At 70.1% G+C, this 23,782-nt stretch carries 14 protein-coding genes and 2 pseudogenes; 5 read left to right on the forward strand and 11 right to left on the reverse strand.

Annotation, left to right across the window (positions count from 1 at the left end):
* Positions 1 to 4 precede the first annotated feature (4 nt).
* Positions 5 to 3,100 (forward strand): annotated as a pseudogene (locus ACFXI4_RS43435) (HAMP domain-containing protein); the annotation flags it as partial.
* A complete protein-coding gene (locus ACFXI4_RS43440) occupies positions 3,097 to 3,693 on the forward strand; it encodes a two-component system response regulator (RefSeq protein ID WP_385002911.1) in 597 nt (198 codons plus the stop codon). The pseudogene ACFXI4_RS43435 and the gene ACFXI4_RS43440, both read left to right, overlap by 4 nt.
* 11 nt (positions 3,694 to 3,704) lie before the next feature.
* On the opposite strand, the gene ACFXI4_RS43445 is transcribed toward ACFXI4_RS43440, so the two are convergent.
* Together ACFXI4_RS43445 and lepA are read right to left on the reverse strand one after the other, a co-directional pair.
* Positions 3,705 to 5,579, reverse strand: a complete 1,875-nt coding sequence (locus ACFXI4_RS43445; RefSeq protein WP_385002914.1) for an AMP-dependent synthetase/ligase — start codon at positions 5,577 to 5,579, stop codon at positions 3,705 to 3,707.
* Positions 5,580 to 5,853: 274 nt separating this feature from the next.
* Positions 5,854 to 7,728, reverse strand: coding sequence for a translation elongation factor 4 (gene lepA / locus ACFXI4_RS43450; protein ID WP_385002917.1), 1,875 nt, complete (start codon positions 7,726 to 7,728; stop codon positions 5,854 to 5,856).
* Between the two features lie 221 nt (positions 7,729 to 7,949).
* Between lepA and rpsT the strand changes: the two genes are divergently transcribed.
* Positions 7,950 to 8,216: a 30S ribosomal protein S20 gene (gene rpsT, locus ACFXI4_RS43455; RefSeq protein ID WP_133041041.1), complete on the forward strand. Its 267-nt coding sequence runs from the start codon at positions 7,950 to 7,952 to the stop codon at positions 8,214 to 8,216.
* Positions 8,217 to 8,418: 202 nt separating this feature from the next.
* Here rpsT and holA read toward each other — a convergent pair whose 3' ends face one another.
* From holA to leuS, 9 genes and pseudogenes are all read right to left on the reverse strand, one after another.
* Positions 8,419 to 9,408, reverse strand: coding sequence for a DNA polymerase III subunit delta (gene holA, locus ACFXI4_RS43460; RefSeq protein WP_385002921.1), 990 nt, complete (start codon positions 9,406 to 9,408; stop codon positions 8,419 to 8,421).
* Positions 9,409 to 9,455: 47 nt separating this feature from the next.
* On the reverse strand, positions 9,456 to 9,701 hold the full coding sequence (locus ACFXI4_RS43465) for a hypothetical protein (RefSeq protein WP_385002924.1): 246 nt from the start codon (positions 9,699 to 9,701) through the stop codon (positions 9,456 to 9,458).
* 61 nt (positions 9,702 to 9,762) lie between these two features.
* Positions 9,763 to 10,643 (reverse strand): annotated as a pseudogene (locus tag ACFXI4_RS43470) (YceI family protein).
* Positions 10,644 to 10,817: 174 nt separating this feature from the next.
* A complete protein-coding gene (locus ACFXI4_RS43475; protein WP_385002946.1) occupies positions 10,818 to 11,663 on the reverse strand; it encodes an arylamine N-acetyltransferase in 846 nt (281 codons plus the stop codon).
* A 13-nt stretch (positions 11,664 to 11,676) separates the two neighbouring features.
* The gene (locus ACFXI4_RS43480; RefSeq protein ID WP_385002927.1) at positions 11,677 to 14,400 is read right to left on the reverse strand and encodes a ComEC/Rec2 family competence protein; all 2,724 of its coding nucleotides are present in this window, start codon (positions 14,398 to 14,400) and stop codon (positions 11,677 to 11,679) included.
* A complete protein-coding gene (locus tag ACFXI4_RS43485) occupies positions 14,397 to 15,500 on the reverse strand; it encodes a helix-hairpin-helix domain-containing protein (protein WP_385002930.1) in 1,104 nt (367 codons plus the stop codon). Before ACFXI4_RS43485 ends, ACFXI4_RS43480 begins: the two co-directional genes overlap by 4 nt.
* A 131-nt stretch (positions 15,501 to 15,631) precedes the next feature.
* Positions 15,632 to 16,477, reverse strand: a complete 846-nt coding sequence (locus tag ACFXI4_RS43490; protein WP_385002933.1) for a DegV family protein — start codon at positions 16,475 to 16,477, stop codon at positions 15,632 to 15,634.
* A 72-nt stretch (positions 16,478 to 16,549) separates the two neighbouring features.
* Entirely contained in the window at positions 16,550 to 17,278 is a 729-nt protein-coding gene (locus tag ACFXI4_RS43495; protein ID WP_385002936.1) for a hypothetical protein, read from the reverse strand.
* A 152-nt stretch (positions 17,279 to 17,430) separates the two neighbouring features.
* The gene (leuS, locus tag ACFXI4_RS43500; RefSeq protein ID WP_385002939.1) at positions 17,431 to 20,310 is read right to left on the reverse strand and encodes a leucine--tRNA ligase; all 2,880 of its coding nucleotides are present in this window, start codon (positions 20,308 to 20,310) and stop codon (positions 17,431 to 17,433) included.
* Positions 20,311 to 20,736: 426 nt separating this feature from the next.
* Between leuS and ACFXI4_RS43505 the strand changes: the two genes are divergently transcribed.
* Both ACFXI4_RS43505 and ACFXI4_RS43510 read left to right on the forward strand, forming a co-directional pair.
* Entirely contained in the window at positions 20,737 to 22,035 is a 1,299-nt protein-coding gene (locus ACFXI4_RS43505) for a cytochrome b/b6 domain-containing protein (RefSeq protein ID WP_385002942.1), read from the forward strand.
* Entirely contained in the window at positions 22,032 to 23,642 is a 1,611-nt protein-coding gene (locus ACFXI4_RS43510) for an NADH-ubiquinone oxidoreductase-F iron-sulfur binding region domain-containing protein (RefSeq protein WP_362720836.1), read from the forward strand. The genes ACFXI4_RS43505 and ACFXI4_RS43510 overlap by 4 nt, the downstream gene beginning before the upstream one ends.
* The last annotated feature ends 140 nt before the right edge of the window (positions 23,643 to 23,782 follow it).

The following is a 23,782-nucleotide window of genomic DNA, read 5'->3' on the forward strand; positions in this document are numbered from 1 at the left end:
GTAGACGATCAACACGATGGTCGACCAGCTCTCCGCGTTCGCCGACGAAGTCACCCGGGTGGCCCGGGAAGTCGGCACCGAAGGAAACCTCGGCGGCCGGGCGCAGGTCAGAGGCGTGTCCGGAGTCTGGAAGGACCTCACCGACAACGTCAACTTCATGGCCGACAACCTGACGTCCCAGGTCCGCAACATCGCTCTTGTCTCCACGGCCGTCGCCCAGGGCGATCTCGGCAAGAAAATCACCGTGGAGGCGAAGGGCGAGATCCTCGAACTGAAATCGACGATCAACACGATGGTCGACCAGCTCTCCGCGTTCGCCGACGAAGTCACCCGGGTGGCCCGGGAAGTCGGCACCGAAGGAAACCTCGGCGGCCAGGCGCAGGTCAGAGGCGTGTCCGGAGTCTGGAAGGACCTCACCGACAACGTCAACTTCATGGCGCTGAACCTGACGTCCCAGGTCCGCAACATCGCCCAGGTGACGACGGCCGTCGCCAACGGCGACCTCTCGAAGAAAATCACCGTCGACGCACGCGGCGAGATCCTCGAACTGAAGGACACCGTCAACACGATGGTGGAGCAGTTGCGGGCCTTCGCCGACGAGGTGACCCGCGTGGCCCGCGAGGTCGGCACCGACGGCCGGCTGGGCGGGCGCGCCCAGGTGCTCGGCGTCTCCGGCGTCTGGCGGGACCTGACCGACAACGTCAACTACATGGCCGACAACCTCACCTCACAGGTGCGCAACATCGCCCAGGTGGCGACGGCCGTGGCACAGGGCGACCTGTCGAAGAAGATCGACGTGGACGCGCGCGGCGAGATCCTCGAACTGAAGACGACGATCAACACGATGGTCGACACCCTGTCGTCGTTCTCGTCCGAGGTGACCCGTGTGGCCCGCGAGGTGGGTTCCGAGGGCCAACTGGGCGGTCAGGCGCGCGTGGAGGGCGTGTACGGCACCTGGAAGCGTCTGACGACCAACGTCAACGAACTCGCCCTCAACCTCACCACCCAGGTCCGCGCGATCGCCGAGGTCGCCTCGGCGGTGGCCCAGGGCGACATGTCCCGGTCGATCACGGTGGAGACGCAGGGCGAGGTCGCCGAACTGAAGGACAACATCAACCTGATGGTGGCCAACCTGCGCGAGACGACCCGCGCGAAGGACTGGCTGGAGTCCAACCTGGCCCGGCTCGCCGCGCTGATGCAGGGACACCGGGACCTGATGGAGGTCGCCGACCTGATCCTGCGCGAGCTGACCCCGCTGGTGAACGCCCAGTACGGCGCGTTCTTCCTGGCCGACCCGGACGAGGACGGCGCCGCCGTGCGGACGGCCGTACCGGCCAAGGGCCTGGCGTTCATCGCCGGCTACGGCTCGGCACAGGGCGCGATCGTCGAGACGGGCGGCCTGCCGGTGCACGGACTGGTCCGTCAGGCGGCCCACGAGAAGACACGGATCCTCGTCGAGGAGGCACCGCCGGACTACATCAAGATCAACAGTGGGCTCGGGGAAGCGTCGCCGACGACGATCGTCATCATCCCGATCCTCTTCGAGGACAAACTCCTCGGCGTGATCGAACTGGCCTCCTTCTCCCGTTTCTCCGACGTCCACCTCGCCTTCTTCGACCAGTTCGTCAACACCATCGGCGTCGCCATCAACACGATCATCGCCAACTCCCGTACGGAATCCCTGCTCGGCGAGTCGCAACGCCTGGCGATGCAACTCCAGGAACGCTCGGACGAACTCCAGAAACAACAGGCGGAACTGCAGCGCTCGAACGCGGAACTGGAGGAGAAGGCCGCCCTGCTGGCGACGTCCTCCCAGTACAAGTCGGAGTTCCTGGCGAACATGTCCCACGAACTGCGCACCCCGCTGAATTCGCTGTTGATCCTGGCCCGGCTGCTGTCCGACAACCCGGACGGCCGTCTGTCCGACCAGGAGGTCCAGTTCGCGACGACGATCCACCGCTCCGGCTCCGACCTCCTCCAGCTCATCAACGACATCCTGGACCTGTCGAAGATCGAGGCGGGCCGGATGGACGTACGCCCCAAACGCCTGCCGCTGATCAAACTCCTCGACTACGTCCACGCCACCTTCCGTCCGCTGACCCTGGACCGGGGCCTGGCCTTCGAGGTGACGGTCGGCGACGACGTACCGCGCGAGATGCACTCCGACGAACAGCGCCTCCAACAGATCCTGCGCAACCTGCTCTCCAACGCGATCAAGTTCACCGCCAAGGGGCGGGTGGAACTGCGGGTCGCCCGGGTGAAGGACCCCGACCAGCGCTACGTCCACGGCAGCGACGAGGTGATCGCCTTCGAGGTGACGGACACCGGCATCGGGATCGCCGCCGAGAAGATCCCGGTGATCTTCGAGGCGTTCCAGCAGGCCGACGGCACCACGAACCGCAAGTACGGCGGCACCGGCCTCGGCCTGTCCATCAGCCGCGAGATCGCCGGCCTTCTCGGCGGCCGTATCGTCGCGGCCAGCGAACAGGGCAAGGGCTCGACGTTCACGCTGTACGTCCCGGTCGTCAGCCCCGGCCACACGGCGGCGGGCCCCACCACCGAGGACCGCACCCTGCCGGCCCCCGACCCCGCCAGGCCCGGTACCCCCGACACCGACGACTCCTGGCCGGCCCCGGCCAAAATGGAGGCCTGGCAGTCCGGCCGCGCCGGTCAGATCCTGCCCGGCCGCCGCGTCCTGATCATCGACGACGACATCCGCAACGTGTTCGCGCTCACCCACGTCCTTGGCCGCGTCGGCATGCCCGTGCTGTATGCCGAGAACGGCCGGGAGGGCATCGAGACCCTTGAACGCAACGCGGACGTCGAACTGGTCCTGATGGACATCATGATGCCGGAGATGGACGGATACGAGACCATCGCCGCCATCCGCCGCGCCCCCCGCTGGACCGGCCTGCCGATCGTCGCGCTGACGGCGAAGGCGATGCCCGGCGACCGGGAGAAGTCCATCGCGCGCGGCGCCAACGACTACGTACCCAAACCCGTCGACATCGACCGGCTGCTCACCGTCGTCTGCGCGCTTCTGGACCCCGACAGCACGGAAGGCGACGAAACCGCCGACAAGGAACGGACGGGGCGATGATCACTGACGAACGGGCCGGCATCCTTCTGGTCGACGACATGGAGGACAATCTGATCGCGCTGGAGGCCGTGCTGGGATCACTGAACGAGCCGATAGTGCGGGCGCGTTCCGGCGAGGAGGCGATGAAGGCCCTGCTGCGACGCCGTTTCGCCGTGGTCCTCCTCGACATCCGCATGCCGGGCATGGACGGCTTCGAGACGGCCGCGAACATCAAACGCCTCGACCAGACCAAGGACGTCCCGATCATCTTCCTGACGGGAGCGGAGGAGGACGCCGGATACGCCTTCCGCGGCTACGCGACGGGCGCGGCGGACTATCTGACCAAGCCCTTCGACCCGTGGGTACTGCGGGCGAAGGTCAACGTGTTCTTGGAGCTGCACAGGAAGAACCAGCAGTTGCAGGCACTGTTGACGCGGGAACAGGCTGATTTCGGCGAGTTGAGCAAACGCCTGGAGGTCCTGGAGGACCACTTGTCGGGAGACGGCCCGCTGGACACGCCGGCGCTGCGGGCCGAAGTCGCTGAGCTGCACCAGTTGATACGGCCGCAGGGGCGCGGGGAACTGCGCGACCAGCCCCCGCGCGCCGGCACCTGACGCCGAGACCCCTACGCCTCGCGCGTCCCCGCGTACATCTCGTCGATGAGGTGCTTGTAGCCGCGCTCGACGACCGGCCTCTTCACCTTCAGGCTCGGCGTGATCTCCCCGTGCTCCACGTCGAGGTCCCGGGGCAGCAGCCGGAACTTCTTGATGGTCTGCCAGCGCTGCAGCCCCTCGTTGAGCTGCTTGACGTAGCCGTCGACCATCTCGACGGTCGCCGGCGCGGCCACCACCTCCGCGTAGGACTTGCCGTCCAGGCCGTTCTCCTTGGCCCATTCCAGGATCGCGACCTCGTCGAGGGCGATCAGGGCCGTGCAGAAGTTCCGGTCGGCGCCGTGCACGAGGATGTTGGAGACGTACGGGCAGACCGCCTTGAACTGTCCCTCGACCTCCGCGGGCGCGATGTACTTGCCGCCTGACGTCTTGATGAGGTCCTTCTTGCGGTCGGTGATCCGCAGATAGCCGTCGGGGGACAGCTCACCGATGTCACCGGTGTGGAACCAGCCGTCGGCCTCCAGGACCTCCACCGTCTTCTCCGGCAGCCCGTGGTAGCCCTGCATGATGCCGGGACCGCGGAGCAGGATCTCCCCGTCGTCGGCGATCCGTACCTCGCAGCCGGGCAGCGGCTTGCCGACCGTACCGGTGCGGTAGGCCTCGCCGGGGTTCACGAAGGACGCGGCGGAGGACTCCGTCAGACCGTAGCCCTCGAGAATGTGCACCCCGGCGCCGGCGAAGAAGTAGCCGATCTCGGGTGCCAGTGCGGCGGACCCGGAGACACAGGCACGCAGCCGCCCGCCGAAGGCCTCCCGCAGCTTGGAGTAGACGAGCCCGTCGGCGACCCTGTGCTTGGCGGTGAGCCCGAAGGGCGCGGTGGCGGAGCCGGTGCGGCGGAAGTTGTCCTGGGTGGCCTTGGCGTACTCGCGGGCCACCTCGGCCGCCCACTGGAAGATCTTGAACTTGGCCGCGCCGCCGGCACGGGCCTTCGCCGCGACACCGTTGTAGACCTTCTCGAAGATGCGCGGCACGGCGGCCATGTACGTCGGCTGCACGATCGGAAGGTTCTCGATGATCTTGTCGACGCGGCCGTCGACGGCGGTGACGTGACCGACCTCGATCTGCCCTGAGGTGAGCACCTTGCCGAAGACATGGGCGAGCGGCAGCCAGAGGTACTGCACGTCGTCGGCGCCGACCAGCCCGGTCGCGGCGATCGCCTTCGCCATGTACGACCAGTTGTCCTGCGGCAGCCGTACGCCCTTGGGGCGGCCGGTGGTGCCGGAGGTGTAGATGAGCGTGGCGAGCTGGTCCCTGGTGATCGCGCCGACCCGTTCCTTGATCAGCTCGGGGTGCTTCTCGAGGTACTTGGCACCGCGCTCCTCCAGCTCGGCGAGGGTGAGAACCCAGTCGCCCGTCTCCGCGCCGGCCGGGTCGATGACGACGACCTTGGTGAGTTCGGGCAGCTCGGCGCGCTTCTCGACGGCCTTGGCGACCTGTGCCGCGTCCTCCGCGATCAGCACCCGGCTGCCGGAGTCGGACAGGATGAACGCCGACTCCTCGGCGTTGGTCTGCGGGTAGACGGTCGTGGTGGCCGCGCCCGCGCACAGGATGCCGAGGTCGGCGAGGATCCACTCGACGCGGGTGGAAGAGGCGAGGGCGACCCGCTGCTCGGGCTGGATGCCGAGTTCGATGAGGCCGGCCGCGATCGCGTAGACACGCTCGGCCGCCTGGGCCCAGCTCAGCGACTTCCAGTCGTCCGGGCCCTGGCCGGAGGCTGCCGGCACCGGGTACCGATAGGCCTCGGCGTCCGGTGTGGCCGCCACACGCTCCAGGAAGAGGGCCGCCACAGACGGCGGACGGTTCTCGATCAGTGTCTGCGTGTCGCTCACGACATCCTCCGGGGGGCCCGCGACGGTGCGGCTGGCTCAGTGCGGCTGGGTTCACTCACGGTGCGGTTCGCGCTACTTGTTTAACTCGCGAGTAACTATGGAGCAGGGATCAGAGTAAGCCGCGATCGGCCCGTACGTAAGGGGCACCGGCCTGTCTGTTTCCCCGCATGTTCCACGCAGAGCGACGCTACGCACGCGTAGGGGTCCGCCGCACTTTCGTACGGCGGACCCCTGTTGTACCCGTTTTGCGGCCGCGGCCGATTGTTACCGGTGGTTACTTCTTGCTCTTGGCCGATCCCGCGCTGTCATCACTGCTCAGGACGGCGATGAAGGCCTCCTGCGGAACCTCCACGGAACCCACCATCTTCATCCGCTTCTTGCCTTCCTTCTGCTTCTCCAGCAGCTTGCGCTTGCGGGAGATGTCGCCGCCGTAGCACTTGGCGAGGACGTCCTTGCGGATGGCGCGGATGGTCTCGCGGGCGATCACCCGGGAGCCGATGGCCGCCTGGATGGGGACCTCGAAGGCCTGCCTGGGGATGAGCTCGCGCAGCTTGGCGACGAGCCGGACCCCGTACGCGTACGCCGCGTCCTTGTGCGTGATCGCCGAGAAGGCGTCCACCTTGTCGCCGTGCAGCAGGATGTCGACCTTGACCAGGCTGGACGTCTGCTCGCCGGTGGGCTCGTAGTCCAGTGACGCGTAACCGCGCGTCTTCGACTTCAGCTGGTCGAAGAAGTCGAAGACGATCTCCGCGAGCGGCAGCGTGTACCGGATCTCGACACGGTCCTCGGACAGGTAGTCCATCCCGAGCAGGGTGCCGCGCCGGGTCTGGCACAGCTCCATGATCGAGCCGATGAACTCGCTGGGCGCCAAAATGGTGGCGCGCACGACCGGCTCGTACACCTCGCCGATCTTCCCCTCGGGGAACTCGCTCGGATTGGTGACCGTGTGCTCGCTGCCGTCCTCCATGACGACGCGGTAGACCACGTTCGGGGCGGTCGCGATCAGGTCGAGCCCGAACTCGCGCTCCAGTCGCTCCCGGATCACGTCCAGGTGCAGCAGGCCGAGGAAACCGACGCGGAAGCCGAAGCCGAGGGCAGCGGAGGTCTCCGGCTCGTAGACGAGCGCGGCATCGTTGAGCTGCAGCTTGTCGAGGGCCTCGCGCAGCTCCGGGTAGTCGGAGCCGTCCAGCGGATACAGACCGGAGAAGACCATCGGCTTCGGGTCCTTGTAGCCGCCGAGGGCCTCCGTGGCTCCCTTTTGCTGACTGGTGACGGTGTCACCGACCTTGGACTGCCGGACGTCCTTCACACCGGTGATCAGGTAGCCCACCTCGCCGACGCCGAGGCCGTCGGCCCCCAGCATCTCGGGCGAGTTCGTACCGATCTCCAGCAGTTCGTGGGTGGCGCCGGTCGACATCATCTTGATGCGCTCGCGCTTGTTGAGCTGGCCGTCGATGACACGGACGTAGGTGACGACACCGCGGTAGGAGTCGTAGACCGAGTCGAAGATCATCGCGCGGGCGGGCGCGTCGGCGACGCCGACCGGAGCCGGGATCTCCTTGACGACCTTGTTCAGCAGGGCGTCGACGCCGAGGCCGGTCTTGGCGGAGACCCGCAGCACGTCGTCCGGCTCGCAGCCGACCAGGTTCGCCAGTTCCTCGGCGAACTTCTCCGGCTGTGCCGCCGGCAGGTCGATCTTGTTGAGCACGGGAATGATCGTGAGGTCGTTCTCCATCGCCAGGTAGAGGTTGGCGAGGGTCTGCGCCTCGATGCCCTGGGCGGCGTCGACGAGGAGGACGGTCCCCTCGCAGGCCGCCAGCGACCGCGAGACCTCGTAGGTGAAGTCGACGTGCCCCGGGGTGTCGATCATGTTGAGGATGTGCGTGCTGCCCTGGTCGGGGCCCTCGGTCGGGGCCCAGGGCAGACGCACCGCCTGGGACTTGATCGTGATTCCGCGCTCGCGCTCGATGTCCATCCGGTCGAGGTACTGAGCACGCATCTGCCGCTGCTCGACCACACCGGTCAGCTGGAGCATCCGGTCGGCGAGCGTGGACTTGCCGTGGTCGATGTGCGCGATGATGCAGAAATTGCGGATCAGAGCCGGGTCGGTACGGCTCGGCTCGGGCACATTCTTAGGGGTCGCGGGCACGCAGGGTCCTGTCTCTTGAGGCGCCTTATGCCTCGGGTCGGATCGATACGTAGCCTCCATGGTCCCATGACGGGGGACCGGGGACCGGTTTGGGCGGTTCCCCGCCCCGCTGCTAGTGTGGGCAGCTGTGTCTCATGCCCTCTCAGCACGAGGCACGTCTTCGAGAAATCACCGGTACGGGATCTGCACGGTCCCGCACCAGAACCTGAAAAGGCTCTTTCGTGGCGAACATCAAGTCCCAGATCAAGCGGATCAAGACCAACGAGAAGGCTCGGCTGCGCAACAAGGCCGTCAAGTCCTCCCTGAAGACCGCGATCCGCAAGGCCCGTGAGGCCGCTGCCGCGGGTGACGTCGAGAAGGCCACCGAGTACCAGCGCGCTGCCGCGCGTCAGCTCGACAAGGCCGTCTCCAAGGGCGTCATCCACAAGAACCAGGCCGCCAACAAGAAGTCGGCGCTCGCTTCCAAGGTCGCGTCCCTCCAGGGCTGACACTTGATACGACGCCGGAAGGACCCGGGCGGGCCCTCTCTCATCCGCCCCCGACCGGCCCCCAGAGCCTGTTCGCGGCCTGCGTTCGCCACGCGGGAACGGGCTCGAAAAGCTTGAACCGATGCCCCGGCATTCCGCCCTTCCCCAGGGCGGACGCCGGGGCTTCCGGCATTTCCGAGCCCCCTGCCGCAGGCCCGGTCCGTTATCCCCGGCCTCGCGACCGCGCCGCCCGCGCGATGGTCACCACGGCCTTCTCCAGGGCGTACTCGGGATCGTCCCCGCCGCCCTTGACGCCCGCGTCGGCCTCGGCGACGGCCCGCAGCGCCACCGCCACCCCGTCGGGCGTCCAGCCCCGCATCTGCTGCCGTACCCGGTCGATCTTCCACGGCGGCATACCGAGCTCCCGCGCGAGATCGGCGGGCCGCCCGCCCCGCGCACCCGAGAGCTTCCCGATCGCCCGCACCCCCTGCGCGAGCGCACTCGTGATCAGCACCGGGGCGACCCCGGTCGCCAGCGACCAGCGCAACGCCTCCAGCGCCTCAGCCGTGCGCCCCTCCACGGCCCGGTCGGCGACGGTGAAGCTCGACGCCTCGGCCCGTCCGGTGTAGTACCGCCCGACGACGGCCTCGTCGATGGTGCCCTCGACATCGGCGGCGAGCTGGGTCACGGCGGAGGCCAACTCCCGCAGATCGCTGCCGATGGCGTCGACGAGCGCCTGGCAGGCCTCGGGCGTGGCGGAGCGTCCCAGCGCGCGGAACTCGCTCCGGGTGAACGCGAGCCGGTCCGCCGGCTTGGTCATCTTCGGGCAGGCGACCTCCCGCGCCCCGGCCTTGCGTGCCGCGTCCAGCAGCCCCTTGCCCTTGGCCCCGCCCGCGTGCAGCAGCACCAGCGTGATCTCCTCGGCGGGCGCCCCGAGGTATGCCTTCACGTCCTTGACCGTGTCGGCGGACAGGTCCTGCGCGTTGCGTACGACGACGACCTTGCGCTCCGCGAAGAGCGACGGGCTGGTCAGCTCCGCGAGCGTGCCGGGCTGCAACTGGTCCGGGGTCAGGTCCCGCACGTCCGTGTCGGCGTCGGAGGCCCGGGCAGCGGCCACCACCTGCTGCACGGCACGGTCGAGCAGCAGCTCCTCCTGCCCCACGGCGAGCGTCAACGGGGCGAGCGGATCGTCATCAGCAGTCTTCTTTGCCATCTCGCCCAGCATCCCACGGCCCACTGACAACGGGCCGCGCGTACCCGCTACGGCTCCTCCCGCCACCCCTCCCACTCGCCGGCGAACTCGTCCAGCTCCGCCGGGTCAAGTCGCCCCTCGGCATCCCTCAGCAGCACCAGCCACTGGGCGTCCTCGGCGTCGTCCTCCCCCGCCAGCGCGTCCCGCACCAGCCGCGGCTCCTCACGGATACCGAAGCGCTCCCCGAGCGCCTCGGCGGCTTCCTCCGCGGCATCACGGTCCGGCAGCACCAGCACATGTCTCACATCGCTCACGGCACCATTCTCGGCTACCGCCGCAGGCCGCAACGAGCAGGACGGAGCAGGAGCGGGCGGCTCAGCCCTTGGGTACGATCTGCACGTCGAGGTCGACGCGGATGCTCGGTCCGACCACCGCGATCCCGCGCGCCAGCATCGTCTGCCAGCTCACGGTGAAGTCGTCCCGGTGCAGTTCGGTCGTGGCCCGGCAGGCCGCCCGCACCTCGCCCTCCATGCCGTTGCCGAGCCCGAGGTACTCCGTGCGAGGGTGACCGTCCGGGTCACGCCGTGCAGAGACAGCGCCCCGGTGACGCCCCACCTGGTCCCGCCCCGGTGCGCGAACCGGTCGCCGTAGAACTCCAGCGTCGGAAACCGCACCACGTCCAGGAAATCCACCGAGCGCAGGTGGTCGTCCCGCATCCGCACGCCGGTGTCGATGGTCGCGGCGTCGATCACGACGTGCAGGGCGGACCGCTCCACCGGGTCGGCGATCCGCACCGCGCCCGCGAACGAGTTGAACCGCCCGTGGATCCGTGCCAGTCCGATGTGCCGGGCGGTGAAGGCGATGGAGGAATGCGTCGGTTCGATCTCCCACTCCCCCGGCGCCGGCAGCTCCGGCGGCCGGGCGACCTGGAGGGTGATGTCACCGAGCGAGGCGAGGCTGTTCTCGCCGACCTGCGCGGTGGCCCGGTACGGCCTGAATCCCTCGGCGGACACCGCGAGCCGGTACTCCCCGGCCGGCACGGCGGTCACGAACGACCCGTAGGGATCCACACCCCCGCTCACCACCGTGCACCCCAGGGTGTCACTGACCGTGAACTCGGCTTTTGTCACCGGCTCGTTGACCGGGTCGAGCACCCGGCAGCTCAGCACCCCGGCGTCGGGTGGAGTCTGCACTGCCGCGAGGGGACTCGTCCGCTGCACCCGGTTCGTTCGGTTTCCCCTCAAGCCGCCGAACATCAACGCCACCCCTGTACGCTCCGCCACCATCAGTTACCGAAGAAACATTCGATCACTGATGCGGCTTTCGGTGCAACACGAGACCACATCACGGGAATCCGGCGCATCTGCCGGAACTACCCATGAGCAGCCTGCTACGAGCCGGTAGTGACGTGTTCTCCTCAGGTGTCCGAATTAGCCATTGCGGTCGGCGTTCCGTGGATCTCGAACGGCGGGCACCCGGTCCAGGTCGATCCCGAACCGCTCCCGGTAGACCCGCAGCACCTCCTCGTCACCCTCCAACTCCCGTACCTCACGGGCCCCGTCAGCCGCCGTCACCGTCAGCGTCCGCCCGCCGAGCGTGATCCGCCCACCGTCCTCGGTGACCCGGGAACACACCAGCGACTGCGTGAAGTGGGACGACGGCGAGGTGCTGTGCCACCACGCCCCGGCCGTGAAGTCCCCGAGAACCCGCGGCCGGACCTCCAGCCGGTACTGCGGCTTCCCGTCCCGCAGCACGTCCAGGTCCCCGGCCGGCGCACCCGGTTGTCGCCCGGCCCCGGCCGCGTCCGGCGCGGCCCCGGTGATCAGGAACGTGCCGCCCGGATCCTCCTGCTCACCCCGTTCCGCGAATGCCAGCGGGTAGTGACTGTGCGCCCCGAACCCGACATCGGCGAGCCACTCACCGCCGTCCACCGCCCTGACGCGCAGCGCGAGATGGTCGTAGGGGATGCCGAGCCGCCCCTCTTCGCCGTACACCCGGCCCGCCAGCAGTGCCACCTCGAAACCGAGCGCGGTCAGCAACACCGAGAAGGCGCCGTTGAGTTCGTAACAGAACCCGCCCCGGCCCGCGCCCGCCACCTTGTCCAGCAGCGGTTCCTCCGCCAGCACGATCTCCTCGCCCAGGTGGATGGACAGGTTCTCGAAGGGGATGGTCCGCAGATGTCTCAGATGCAGGTCACGCAGGGCCTCGGCGGTGGGCCGGGCGGGGCGGGCGGCCCCGAGCCGGTGGAGGTAGGCGTCGACCTGCGTGCTGTTCAGCGAGTTCATGCCCTCAGTCTCGCGCCACCGCCAGCTTCCCCGCCTCCCGCCCGGCACGGCCGCCGGTCACGGCGAGCGCCCCGTCCCGGTCGGTCCGCAGCACCACCGCGCCCGCGTCCCGGAGCCGCGTCACCGTGTCCGGCGCCGGATGGCCGTACGGGTTGTCCTCCCCGCACGAGATGAGCGCCACGCGGGGCGCCACCAGCCGCAGCAGCTGCGGATCCTGATACGCGGACCCGTGATGAGCCACCTTCAGGACATCCACCCGCCCAAGTTCGGCGGCCGCCGGTGATCTCAGCAGCTCCTGCTGGGCCGGGGGTTCGAGGTCTCCGAGCAGGAGCATCCGCAGCCCGGCCGAACGGACCAGCAGGGTGACACTGGCGTCATTCGGACCGTCGGGCAACGGTGCCGGGTCGGGGGGTGGCCAGAGCACCTGCCAGTCCAGCCCACCGGTGCTGCGCCGCTCCCCGGCGACCGCGCGCGTGACGGGGATCCGGTGCTCGGCCGCCTCCCTGCGTACGAACTCGGCCTGCTCCGCCGGCTCCTCGAACCCGGTCGTCTCGATCTGCGCCACCGTCCGTCCGCGCAGCACCCCGGGCAGCCCGCCGACGTGATCGGCATGGAAGTGGGTCAGAAGGACCAGCGGGACACGGGTGATGCCGAGCTCACGCAGACAGCGATCGACCAGCGCCGGATCGGGCCCGGCGTCCACCACCACGCCCGTACCGGCGCCCGCCGCGAGCACCGTCGCGTCGCCCTGTCCGACGTCGCACATCGCGAGCCGCCAGCCGGGCGGCGGCCAGCCCGTGATCACCCGGGTCAGGGGAACCGGCCGTACCACCAACAGCACGAGCAACAGCCCGAACGCACCGCACCACCACGGATGCCGCAGCAACCGCCGCCCCAGCGGTACGACGACCACCGTGGCCCCGGCCAGCAGCAGCGCCCCCGTCCAGCTCCCCGGCCAGTCCACGCCCGCACCCGGCAACGCGGCCCCGGTCCGGGCGATCCCCGCGATCCACCCGGCGGGCCAACCCGCGCACCACGCCAGCGCCTTGGCCAAGGGCATCGCCACCGGGGCCGCCACCAGCGCCCCGAACCCCAGCACCGTGGCCGGCGCGACCGCGATCTCGGCCAGCAGATTGCACGGCACCGCCACCAGACTCACCCGCGCCGACAGCACCACGACCACCGGCGCGCACACCGCCTGCGCGGCGGCAGCCGCACCCAGTCCCTCGGCCACCCGCTTCGGCACCCCGCGCCGCCGCAGCGCCTCGCTCCAGCCGGGCGCCAGTACCAGCAGCGCGCCGGTGGCCAGGACGGACAGCAGGAATCCGTAACTGCGGGCCAGCCACGGGTCGTACAGCACCAGCAGCAGAACCGCCGTCGCCAGCGCCGGGATCAGGGACCTGCGGCGGCCGGTCGCCAGGGCGAGCAGGGCGACGGCTCCGCAGACCGCGGCCCGCAGCACGCTGGGGTCCGGGCGGCACACCACCACGAATCCGAGGGTGAGTGCCGACGCGGACAGCGCAGTGGATCGCAGCGACAGCCCCAGTCGTGGGGCCAGGCCGCGCCGCTCCACCCGCTGGGCCAGTCCCGGCGGACCGATGAGCAGGGCGAGCAGGACGGTGAGGTTGCTGCCCGAGACCGCGAGGGTGTGCGCGAGATCGGTCTCCTCGAAGGTCTCGTCCAGTTCGGGCGTGATCCGCGAGGTGTCCCCGACGACCAGTCCGGGCAACAGCGCCCGCGGGTCTTCGGGCAGCCCGTCGGTCGCCTTCCGCAGTCCGGCCCGCAACCGCCCGGCCAGCTGCTGCGGGCCGCTGGGCTCACCCACCACCACCGGCGCGGGGTGTTCCCGCACCCGCAGCATCGCCGCGGTACGGTCCCCTCCGGCCGTCGCCGGTGCCAGGCGCCCGCTCACCCGCAGCCGCGTGGAGGGCAGCAGGCCGAGCCACTGCGCGCGGCCACCGCCACCGGGCGCCCGCACCCCGGGGTCGACAGCCATCAGCACCGGTGACCGCGTCGTCACCGCCGTCCCATCCGCGCTCTCCACCCGCCGTACCTCCCCGCGCACCAGCACGGCGACCGGAGTGGCGTGGTCCCCTCGCACACGCGGCCTGCTGACCCACGGGTCGCCCGTGAGCTCCACCTCCACGGTCACGGTCGCGTAGGCCCGGGCCAGCTCGGGCACCGGCCCCCGGCGCACATCCGCCCCGTGCAGGCCCGCGGAGGCGGCGGCCCCGGCGACACAGAGGAGCAGAGCGCCGGCGGAGGCGTTCCGCCAGGTCGGCCGGAGGGTTGACGGGATGCTGTTGCCGGACACCCTGCCGGGCCGGAGATCCGGAAGGTTACCGGCCGCCGAGCCGGACCCGAGGGCCCTCCGGTTACCGGCCACCCAGCCGGATCCGAGGCCGGGAGGGCTGCCGGTCAGGGTGCCGGGCCCTACAGCCGAAGGGCTGCCGGTCACAGAGAGGGGCCAACGGCTCGCGCGGCTCCGCCACAGCAGGGCGAGTCCGGCGACCAGGCTGGTGACGACGGTCCCGGCCGTCCACGCCGCCGGAGCGTCCAGGGTCAGCGCGGCCGTCGCCCAGGCGGCCAGCGCGGGCGCCACCAGCCGCAGATCCGCCGCCGAGTCCTGCCGGGGGTGCGCGATCCCGAGCCGCCTGCCCGAGCCGGCGTGCCCGGCCCGGCGCACGGTCCCGGACCCTGGCGGCGCTCCGTCGGTCACGGGGCTCATGGCCGTACCAGATCCCGCAGGTCGGAGAAGCGGCGGTCGCCGATGCCCTTCACCTCGCGGAGTTCGTCGACCGAGCGGAAACCGACGTGCTCGGTCCGGTAGTCGACGATGTGCTGGGCCAGCACCGGGCCGACGCCGGGCAGGGCGTCGAGCTGCTCCACGGTCGCCGTGTTCAGGGAGATTGGGGCGGACGGGCCCGTTCCCGTCGCAACACCGCCTGCCGGTTGCCCCGGAGCGGCCGGCGGGGCGGGTCCCCCGACGACGATCTGTTCGCCGTCCACGAGGAATCGGGCACGGTTGAGTCCGCCGGTGTCCGTACCGGGCCGTACCCCGCCCGCCGCCCGCAGCGCGTCGGTCACCCGGGACCCGGCCGGCAGGGAGTGAACCCCCGGCTCACGGACCTTCCCCGCGACGTCCACGACGACCTCGCCGCCGGGCCCCGCCGGGGCGCCGGGCCCCGCGACGGCAGTGGTGCCCGCGGCCGGAACCTTCTCCTCACTCTTCTCGTAAGGCGCCTCGGCGCGCACCACCTCCGGCGCGCTCACCGACTCGGTCCGGCCCGTCCAGAAGTGCTGCACGGCCAGGGCCCCGGCCACGACGAGTACCACCCCGAGGGCGACCGCTCCCCGGCGCTCCAGCCCGCAGCGGGTCTGCAGCCACACCGGCATCCGCTCCCGCACGGCGACCCCGACCCGGGCTCGGAGCCCGGGGAGCGCGGGTCGGCGCAGGGCCGTGCTCTCGTCGGCGAGCGCGCGGGCCGAGGACATCACGGCCGCCGCCGTGGACAGTACGGCCGCGGCGGTTCGCACGCCGGACGCGGCCGCGCGCACCCCGGAGGTGGCGGCGGTCAGTCCGGCCGCGGCACCGGTACCGGTCACCGTCTCCGTGTGCGGGGGCCCGTGCCCCGGCTTCGGCCGGGTGACTCCCCGTTCGCCGAAGAGGAGCTGGGCCCGGTGGCGCAGTTCCTCCGCGGGAGCCGGGCGGCGCCGGGTACGGGCCCGGACCGCGGGCCGACGGTTCCGGGTACGGCCGTCGGAGGTGGGGCCCCGGCCCGGGCCACTGGTCGCATGTGTCTCGTGTGAGCGTGATCGAAGTGCCATGCGACGAGGATGGCGGCAGCCGCCGATTCGCGATGATCTTGGTCAAGTTCCGTGGACAACGGGCCGGTTGTGGATAACTTCACCACTCGCACGAGTGAGAACCATGAGGCTTCCGCCCTCTGGTCCACAGGTCACCGCAAGGAGACGACCGCCCCGAGCAGCCCGGGTCCGGTGTGTGCGCCGATCACCGCACCGACCTCGCTCACGTGCAGCTCGGCCAGCCCCGGCACCCGCGCCCGCAGCCGGTCGGCGAGGGCCGAGGCCCGGTCGGGAGCGGCGAGATGGTGGACGGCGATGTCCACCTCGGCGCCGCCCGCCCGCTCGGCGGCCAGCTCCTCGAGACGGGCGATGGCCCGGGACGCCGTTCGCACCTTCTCCAGGAGTTCGATCCGGCCGCCGTCCAGCTGGAGCAGGGGCTTCACGGCGAGCGCGGAGCCCAGCAGCGCCTGGGCCGTGCCGATACGGCCGCCGCGGCGCAGATAGTCGAGGGTGTCGACGTAGAAGTACGCCGAGGTGCCGGCAGCGCGCTTCTCCGCAGCCGTGACGGCCTCGTCGGCCGTGCCGCCCGCCTCGGCGGCCTCGGCCGCCGCGAGCGCGCAGAAACCGAGCGCCATCGCCACCATCCCGGTGTCCACCACCCGCACGGGGACGGGTGCCTCACGGGCCGCGACGACCGCCGCGTCATAGGTGCCCGACAGCTCGGCGGACAGGTGGAGCGAGACGATGCCGTCGGCACCGGACTCGGCGACCTTGCGGTACGTTTCGGCGAACACCTCGGGGCTGGGCCGGGACGTGGTGACGGAGCGCCGCTTCTGCAGCGCCTGGGCCAGGGAACGGGTCGAGATCTCAGTGCCCTCTTCGAGCGCCCGGTCGCCGAGGACCACGGTCAGGGGAACCGCGGTGATGCCGTGGCGCTCCATCGTCCGCGGCGGCAGGTAGGCCGTTGAATCGGTGACGATCGCGACATGGCGGGACATGAGCTGGAGGTTACCTGGCGTAGCCCAGGGGCGGCAGCCCGCCCCCGCCCGCCGTGACCGGGACCGGCCCTGTCAAGTGGTGCTCTCCGGCCGGGGCTTCTTCTGCCAGGGGTAGGCGGGACGCCGCCCCGACGGCGTGATCGCGGGCTGTGCCGGGTCTGCGGCCGGGGTGGACCGGGGCGCCTCGGGCCAGGTCTGGCGGTCGCCCTGGCCGGCGGCGGCCTCGGGCCACGGCGGGGTTCCGGGCGCGGGGGCGGGACGGGTCCAGTGCCGCAGGGCGTCCGCCTCGACACCGATCTGCGTGCTCAGGGTGTCCAGATCGTCGTCGGCGAACCGGTGGGCGCGGTCACGCACCGCCCACCGCAGCGCGTCCGCGGACTCGGTGATGCGTGTGGTGCGCCGGCGCAGCTCGGGCAGCCGCGCGGCGAGCGTGGCCCGGTCCGGCTCGGTCTCCAGGCGCCTGAGGTCGCCGTCCAGTTCCTGGCCGTGCGCGCTGAGCCGCTGGAAGAGGCCGAGAGACTCCTTCAGCGACTCGTCGTCGGCGACGCCCGCGTCCAGCGCGTCCTGGGTGGCACGCATCGAGGTGCGCAGACTGAGCCGCAACTGGGCGATCTCGGCCGCCGGGCCGATCTGGACCATGGACCTGGCGCGCAGCGTGTGGTCCTCGACCGTCCGCCGGGCCTGTGTGATCGTACGGTCCACACCGCGCTTGGCGGCGCCGACCGCCTTGAACGTGACGTAGGCCCCGCCCGCGACGAAAAGCAGGAAGAGCAAGGCGAATACGGCGATCACTGTTTCCACGGTGCTCCTCCTCGGCTCCCGGTCTCCCGACCGCTTCCGAGCACGGCAGGGGCGGCCGCCCTCTTCAACGGTAAACGCAAAGGGCAGGCCCGGAGTTCCAGAAAAACCCCGAACCTGCCCGTAGGGGACCGCCCGGAGGCGGCCTGCGGCCGTTACGCCGTGACGATGTTCACCAGCTTCGGCGCGCGGACGATCACCTTGCGGATACCCACACCGTCCAGTGCCGCGACGACCTTCTCGTCGGCGAGGGCCACCTTCTCCAGTTCCTCTTCGGAGATGTCCGGCGCCACCTCCAGGCGAGCCTTGACCTTGCCCTTGATCTGCACGACGCAGGTCACGGTCTCGTCGACGACGTAGGCCGGGTCGGCGACCGGGAAGTCCCGGTGCACGACCGAGTCGGTGTGGCCCAGCTTGCGCCACAGCTCCTCGGCGATGTGGGGGGCCAGTGGAGCGATCATCAGCACCAGCGACTCGGCGACCGTACGCGGCACCGCGTCGCCCGCCTTGGTCAGGTGGTTGTTCAGCTCGGTGACCTTGGCGATGGCGGTGTTGAAACGCAGGCCCTCCAGGTCCTGGCGGACGCCGTCGATCGCCTTGTGCAGGGCGCGCAGCGTCTCCTCGCCGGCAGCGGCGTCGGTGACGGTGGCCTCGCCGGTCGCCTCGTCGACGATGACGCGCCACAGCCGCTGCAGCAGCCGGAACTGGCCGACCACCGCGCGCGTGTCCCACGGCCGGGAGACGTCCAGCGGGCCCATCGCCATCTCGTACAGGCGCAGTGTGTCGGCACCGTACTCGGCGCAGATCTCGTCCGGAGTCACCGCGTTCTTCAGGGACTTGCCCATCTTGCCCAGCAGCCGGGTGACCTTCTCACCCTGGTGGTAGTACTCGCCGCCCAGCTCCTCGACTTCGGCGGCGGGTACCGGGAAACCGCGGCCGTCGCGGTAGACGTAGGCCTGGATCATGCCCTGGTTGAACAGCTTGTGGAACGGCTCGACGGACGAGACGTGCCCCAGGTCGTACAGGACCTTCGACCAGAAACGGGCGTACAGCAGGTGCAGCACCGCGTGCTCGGCGCCGCCGACATACAGGTCGACGCCTCCGTGCGGCATGCCCTGGCGCGGACCCATCCAGTACCGCTCGATCTCCGGGTCGACCAGCTGCTGGTCGTTGTGCGGGTCCAGGTAACGCAGCTCGTACCAGCAGGAACCCGCCCAGTTGGGCATGGTGTTGGTCTCACGGCGGTACTTCTTCGGCCCGTCGCCCAGATCCAGGGTCACGTTGACCCATTCCTCGTTGCGCGACAGCGGCGTCTCGGGCTGGGTGTCCGCGTCCTCCGGGTCGAACGTACGCGGCGAGTAGTCATCCACCTCCGGCAGTTCCAGCGGCAGCATCGACTCGGGCAGCGCGTGGGCGACGCCGTCCTCGTCGTAGACGATCGGGAAGGGCTCGCCCCAGTAGCGCTGACGGCTGAACAGCCAGTCACGCAGCCGGAAGTTGACGGTGCCCTCGCCGATGCCCTTGCGGGCCAGCCATTCGGTGATGCGGGCCTTGGCCTCGGCGACCGGCAGGCCGTCCAGCTTGATGCCGTCGTTGGAGGAATTGATGATCTTCGCGTCGTAGGAGCCGAAGGCGTCCTCCCACGTCGAGGTGTCGGTGCCGCGACCGTCGGTCGGCTCGACGATGCAGACGATCGGCAGCTCGAAGGCGCGCGCGAACTCGAAGTCGCGCTGATCGCCGGCCGGCACGGCCATGATCGCGCCGGTGCCGTAGCCCATCAGCACGTAGTCGGCGATGAAGACCGGCACCTTGGCGCCGTTGACCGGGTTGGTGGCGTACGCGCCGGTGAAGACGCCCGTCTTGTCCTTGGCCTCGGCCTGCCGCTCAACATCGGACTTGGCGCCGGCCTGCGCGCGGTACGCGGACACGGCCTCGGCGGGCGTGGCGTGGCCGCCGGTCCACACGTCGTGGGTGCCCTCGGGCCAGGCCGCCGGGACGAACGTGTCGACCAGCGGGTGCTCGGGGGCCAGCACCATGTAGGTCGCGCCGAACAGGGTGTCGGGGCGCGTGGTGAAGACGGTGATCTTCTCACCGTCGATCGGGAAGTCGACACGGGCGCCCTCGCTGCGGCCGATCCAGTTGCGCTGCTGCAGCTTGATCGCCTCGGGCCAGTCCAGCGCCTCCAGGTCGTCCAGCAGACGGTCGGCGTAGGCGGTGATGCGCATGTTCCACTGGCGCAGCTTGGCCTTGAAGACGGGGAAGTTGCCGCGCTCGGAGCGTCCGTCGGCGGTGACCTCCTCGTTGGCCAGCACGGTGCCCAGGCCGGGACACCAGTTGACCGGCGCGTCGGAGGCGTAGGCCAGCCGGAACTCACCCAGGACGTCGCCGCGCTCGGTCGCGGTCAGTTCGTTCCACGCGCGCGTGTGGCCCGGTACGGCACGCTCACCGGACTCGAACTGGGCGATCAGTTCGGAGATCGGGCGGGCCTTGTTGGCCTCGTCGTCGTACCAGGAGTTGAAGATCTGCAGGAAGATCCACTGGGTCCACTTGTAGTAGTCCGGGTCGATCGTGGCGAACGACCGGCGCTTGTCGTGGCCCAGGCCCAGGCGGCGTAGCTGGGCCTTCATGTTCTCGATGTTGGACTCGGTGGAGACACGCGGGTGCGTGCCGGTCTGCACAGCGTACTGCTCGGCGGGCAGGCCGAAGGCGTCGAAGCCGAGGGTGTGCAGGACGTTGTGGCCGTTCATCCGCTGGAAGCGGGCGAAGACATCGGTGGCGATGTAGCCCAGGGGGTGGCCGACGTGCAGCCCCGCCCCGGACGGGTACGGGAACATGTCCATGATGAACTTCTTGGGCCTGGCGACCACCTCGGGATCGCCTGCCAGGTCACCCTTGGGGTTGGGAGCGGCGTAGGTGCCGTCGGCGTCCCAGAAGTCCTGCCAGCGTGCCTCGATCTCGGCCGCCAGGGCGGCCGTGTAGCGGTGCGGCGCGGCCTCCGCCGACGTGGCGGCGGCAGCGGGGTTCGTCTCGCTCATGATCCTCAAAGCTCCATCGATCGTCTCTGCCTGCGGCTGTGACTTTCTAGAAACGAAAAATCCCCTCGCACAGGAGGGGACGCCGCGCCGATGCCGACCGGCCGTTTGGTCCGGCGGTCGGGACTGATCAGCGCGGCCCGCTAAGCAGAAGGCGTACGGCACGCATGGCGTCAGGGTACCGCAGCACTTGAGCAAGCCGCGACGCGCTTACGTATCAACGGTTGACACGTATGTCCAAGGCGACAACCGGGACGAGAGTTGAACCAGGTTCAAAACTTACTTCGCGTAACAACCACTAAGGGACATCACAAGACCCACATTGCCCTTTGATAACAACGCAATAACTCAAACCTCGTACTGATCGGTATGGCGCCACTTAGGCTGCGGCACCGGGACCGCTTTCCCGAACTGCTCGGAGTTGCCCCCATGAACCCTCGTCGTAGTAACAGCTCGCTCCCCAAGCCAGGCCGTTCGGCCTGGGGGGTGGCGTCCGCTGTCGTTCTGCTGCTCATACCCGTGGTCGTGCTGACCGGAGGCAGCCAGTTCCAATCGTTTTTGAACTTCGGCGCGGGCGTACTGTCGCTCGTCTCGCTGAGCTGCTCGGTTATCTGGGGCCTGATCGCACAGGACCGCATCTTCCTCAACACTCGCCAGCGGATCGTCGGCCAGGCGGTCCACCGGACGACCGCGGTCGCCTCGATCGCGTTCCTGCTGGTGCACATCGTCACGAAGATCGCTCTCGATCACACCGTGGTGATCGCCGCGATCATCCCGTTCTCGCTCGGCATCACCGGAAGCGCCGGCCTGATCGGGCTCGGTTCGCTGGCCGGACTGCTGATGATCTTCGTAGGTGTCACCGGCGCCCTGCGCAGCAACTTCGCCGCGCCCGCCGTGGTGGCGGCCCGCTGGCGGGCCATGCACATGCTGGCTTACCCGGCCTGGTGCGCCGCGCTCATCCACGGCCTGTTCGCGGGCCGCGCGGCGAAGCCCTTCTTCATGATCTCGTACGAGCTGTGCCTGGTCGGTGTGATGGGCGCGCTCGCGCTGCGCGCCGCCCCGCGCCCCTTCAAGCGCAAGGTCGCCGACCGTCTCGTCTCCGTCCTCGGCAGCTCGGAGCGGCCCGACCTGGACGAGCTGGACGCCAGCCGCGCCCGGGTGGGCGAGTCCGGGATGCCGGGCTACGACGGCGGACGTGAACGCGAACCGAGGTCCTCCCGGGCCAACGCCTCGGCCCCGCGGTCCAACCCGCTGTTCCCGTCCGGAGCGCCCGCCCCCGACCCCGCCTCCGGCTTCGCTGCCGCCTACCGGGCCACCTCCTCGCCCGGGCAGCCCCAGCCCCAGTCGCCGTTCGCCGCCGGACAGACCGCGCGCATGGAGCGGCTCGACATGCAGCCCACTGAGGCCTTCCCGCGCATGGACGGCCCCGGCAGCACCTCGGGCACCTGGCCGGTCCCGTCCCCGCCGCCGGTCGGCGAGGCGCCGCCGTCGGCGTACGACCCGCTCCAGGACACCGGATACAGCATCCCGGTCTATGGCAATCCGGGCGCGGCCGGAACGGGCGGACGTGATGTGTACGACACGGGTGAGACGAACGCCCGCTATGGCACGTACAACTCGAATGACACGTACAACAGTGGTCCCGCCAACGAACCACCGCCCGGCGCGTCCTACGACGCACCGGGCTCGGGCGAACCTTGGAACACGCCTTCCGGAGGCTATAGGTGAACGAGGCCCTGCCCGACGTACCAGAAGTCCGCGTGGTCGGCCTTCCGCAGCTCACGTCGGGCTTCGACCTTGTCGAACGACTCGATCTGCCCATGCACCTCAAGGTGCATGGGCCGCTTGAGCCCTTGGGTGGGGAGCAGCTCGCGCAGCTCTCCGAACGCATCAACCTGAAGGGCCGCGGCGGCGCGGGCTTCCCCTTCCACAAAAAGCTGCGCTCGGTGGCCGAAGCGGCGATCAAGCGCGGCGTCCGGCCGGTGGTCGTCGTCAACGGCAGCGAGGACGAGCCGGCCTGCCGCAAGGACACGGTGCTGATCAACCGTGCCCCGCATCTGATCCTGGACGGCGCGCTGCTGTGCGCCGAGGCGCTGGGTGCCCGCACGCTCGTGGTGGGGGTAACCCGGGAGTCCACGCAGCGCTCGATGGAGCAGGCCCTCGCCGAACGGGGCCTGAGCACCGGCCGCCGCTCGGCCCTCAAGGCGTTCGTGCAGCGCAACCCGGTCCGTATGGTCACCGGTGCCGCCGCGTCGCTGGTCCGTTCGATCGACGGCGGCCCCGCGATCCCGCCCGGCCGCAAGACGAGCGCCTCCCAGAACGGGGTCGGCGGCGCGCCCACGCTGCTGTCGAACGCGGAGACGTTCGCGCAGCTGGCGATCGCCGCCCGGATCGGCCCGGAGCGTTACGGCAACACCGGCCTGTACGACGAGCCGGGCACCGTCATGCTGACGGTCTCCGGTGCGGTCGCCCGCCCCATGGTGATCGAGGTGCCTACGGGTGTGCCGCTGCGCTACGTCCTGCAACTGGCCGGCGCCCCGCCGGTGCCGCAGGGCGTGCTGACCGGCGGCTACCACGGCAAGTGGATCGACGCGGCGACGGTCAACGAGGCGATCGTCTCCCGTAACTCCCTGGACGCGGTGGGTGGTGCGCTGGGCGCCGGCGCGATCCTGCCGATCACGCAGGAGACGTGCCCGCTGGGCGAGTCGCTGCGGGTCGCCCAGTGGCTGGCGGAGGAGAGCGCGGGACAGTGCGGTCCCTGCTACCTCGGTCTGCCGGCGGCCGCGCGCGGCATGGAGGACATCCTCAACGGCGGCGGACCGGCCGCTCTGGAGGCGCTCAAGCAGGTCGCCAAGAACGTGAAGCGGCGCGGGGCGTGCTCGCACCCGGACGGCTCCGCGATGTTCCTGGAATCGACGATCAAGGCGTTCACCGACGACCTGGCCGCGCATGTCCTCGGAAACGGCTGCGGACGGCCCGTGGAGGGCGTTCTGCCGCTCTTCGAGGACGGCAAGACGCCGACCGGCATTCCGGGCGGCGCAGAGCCCGAGGAGAGCAGCGGCAGCCGTCAGAAGATCTACGTCGACTGGACACTGTGCCGGGGCCACGGCCTGTGCGCGGACATCCTCCCTGAGGTGTTCGAGCTGGGCGCGGACGGCTTCCCGACGGTGGCGCAGGCGAAGGTCCCGCGCTTCGCGGAAGCCAAGGCGCTGCGTGCGGTACGCCGCTGCCCGGCGCTCGCCCTGCGTCTCGAAGAGGACACGCGCTCCCAGGCGCCGGCCAAGAACCTGCCGGTCCTCTCGCAGGGGCGCGGCCGCCGAGCCCTGGGCCGCTGATCGCACCGGTACCGGCATCACGTGTTGTGCGGGCCACCCGACCGGGTGGGGCCGCCAAAAAAGAACACCGGAGATTGAGGGGCCCTGAACGGGGCAGGATCAATTTAGAACACACAACTAGATGGGGACACACACAACGA

Origin of the sequence: Streptomyces sp. NPDC059224 (assembly GCF_042754285.1) — a bacterium.
In the GTDB taxonomy this organism is placed as follows: domain Bacteria; phylum Actinomycetota; class Actinomycetes; order Streptomycetales; family Streptomycetaceae; genus Streptomyces.

What these genes read in the sequence shown, in the direction of transcription:
- holA (WP_385002921.1), bottom strand. Translation starts at nt 9,408, where the DNA reads ATGGCAAAGAAGACTGCTGATGACGATCCGCTCGCCCCGTTGACGCTC.
- ACFXI4_RS43505 (WP_385002942.1), top strand. Translation starts at nt 20,737, where the DNA reads ATGAACCCTCGTCGTAGTAACAGCTCGCTCCCCAAGCCAGGCCGTTCG.
- ACFXI4_RS43480 (WP_385002927.1), bottom strand. Translation starts at nt 14,400, where the DNA reads ATGAGCCCCGTGACCGACGGAGCGCCGCCAGGGTCCGGGACCGTGCGC.
- ACFXI4_RS43485 (WP_385002930.1), bottom strand. Translation starts at nt 15,500, where the DNA reads ATGGCACTTCGATCACGCTCACACGAGACACATGCGACCAGTGGCCCG.
- leuS (WP_385002939.1), bottom strand. Translation starts at nt 20,310, where the DNA reads ATGAGCGAGACGAACCCCGCTGCCGCCGCCACGTCGGCGGAGGCCGCG.
- ACFXI4_RS43490 (WP_385002933.1), bottom strand. Translation starts at nt 16,477, where the DNA reads ATGTCCCGCCATGTCGCGATCGTCACCGATTCAACGGCCTACCTGCCG.
- ACFXI4_RS43440 (WP_385002911.1), top strand. Translation starts at nt 3,097, where the DNA reads ATGATCACTGACGAACGGGCCGGCATCCTTCTGGTCGACGACATGGAG.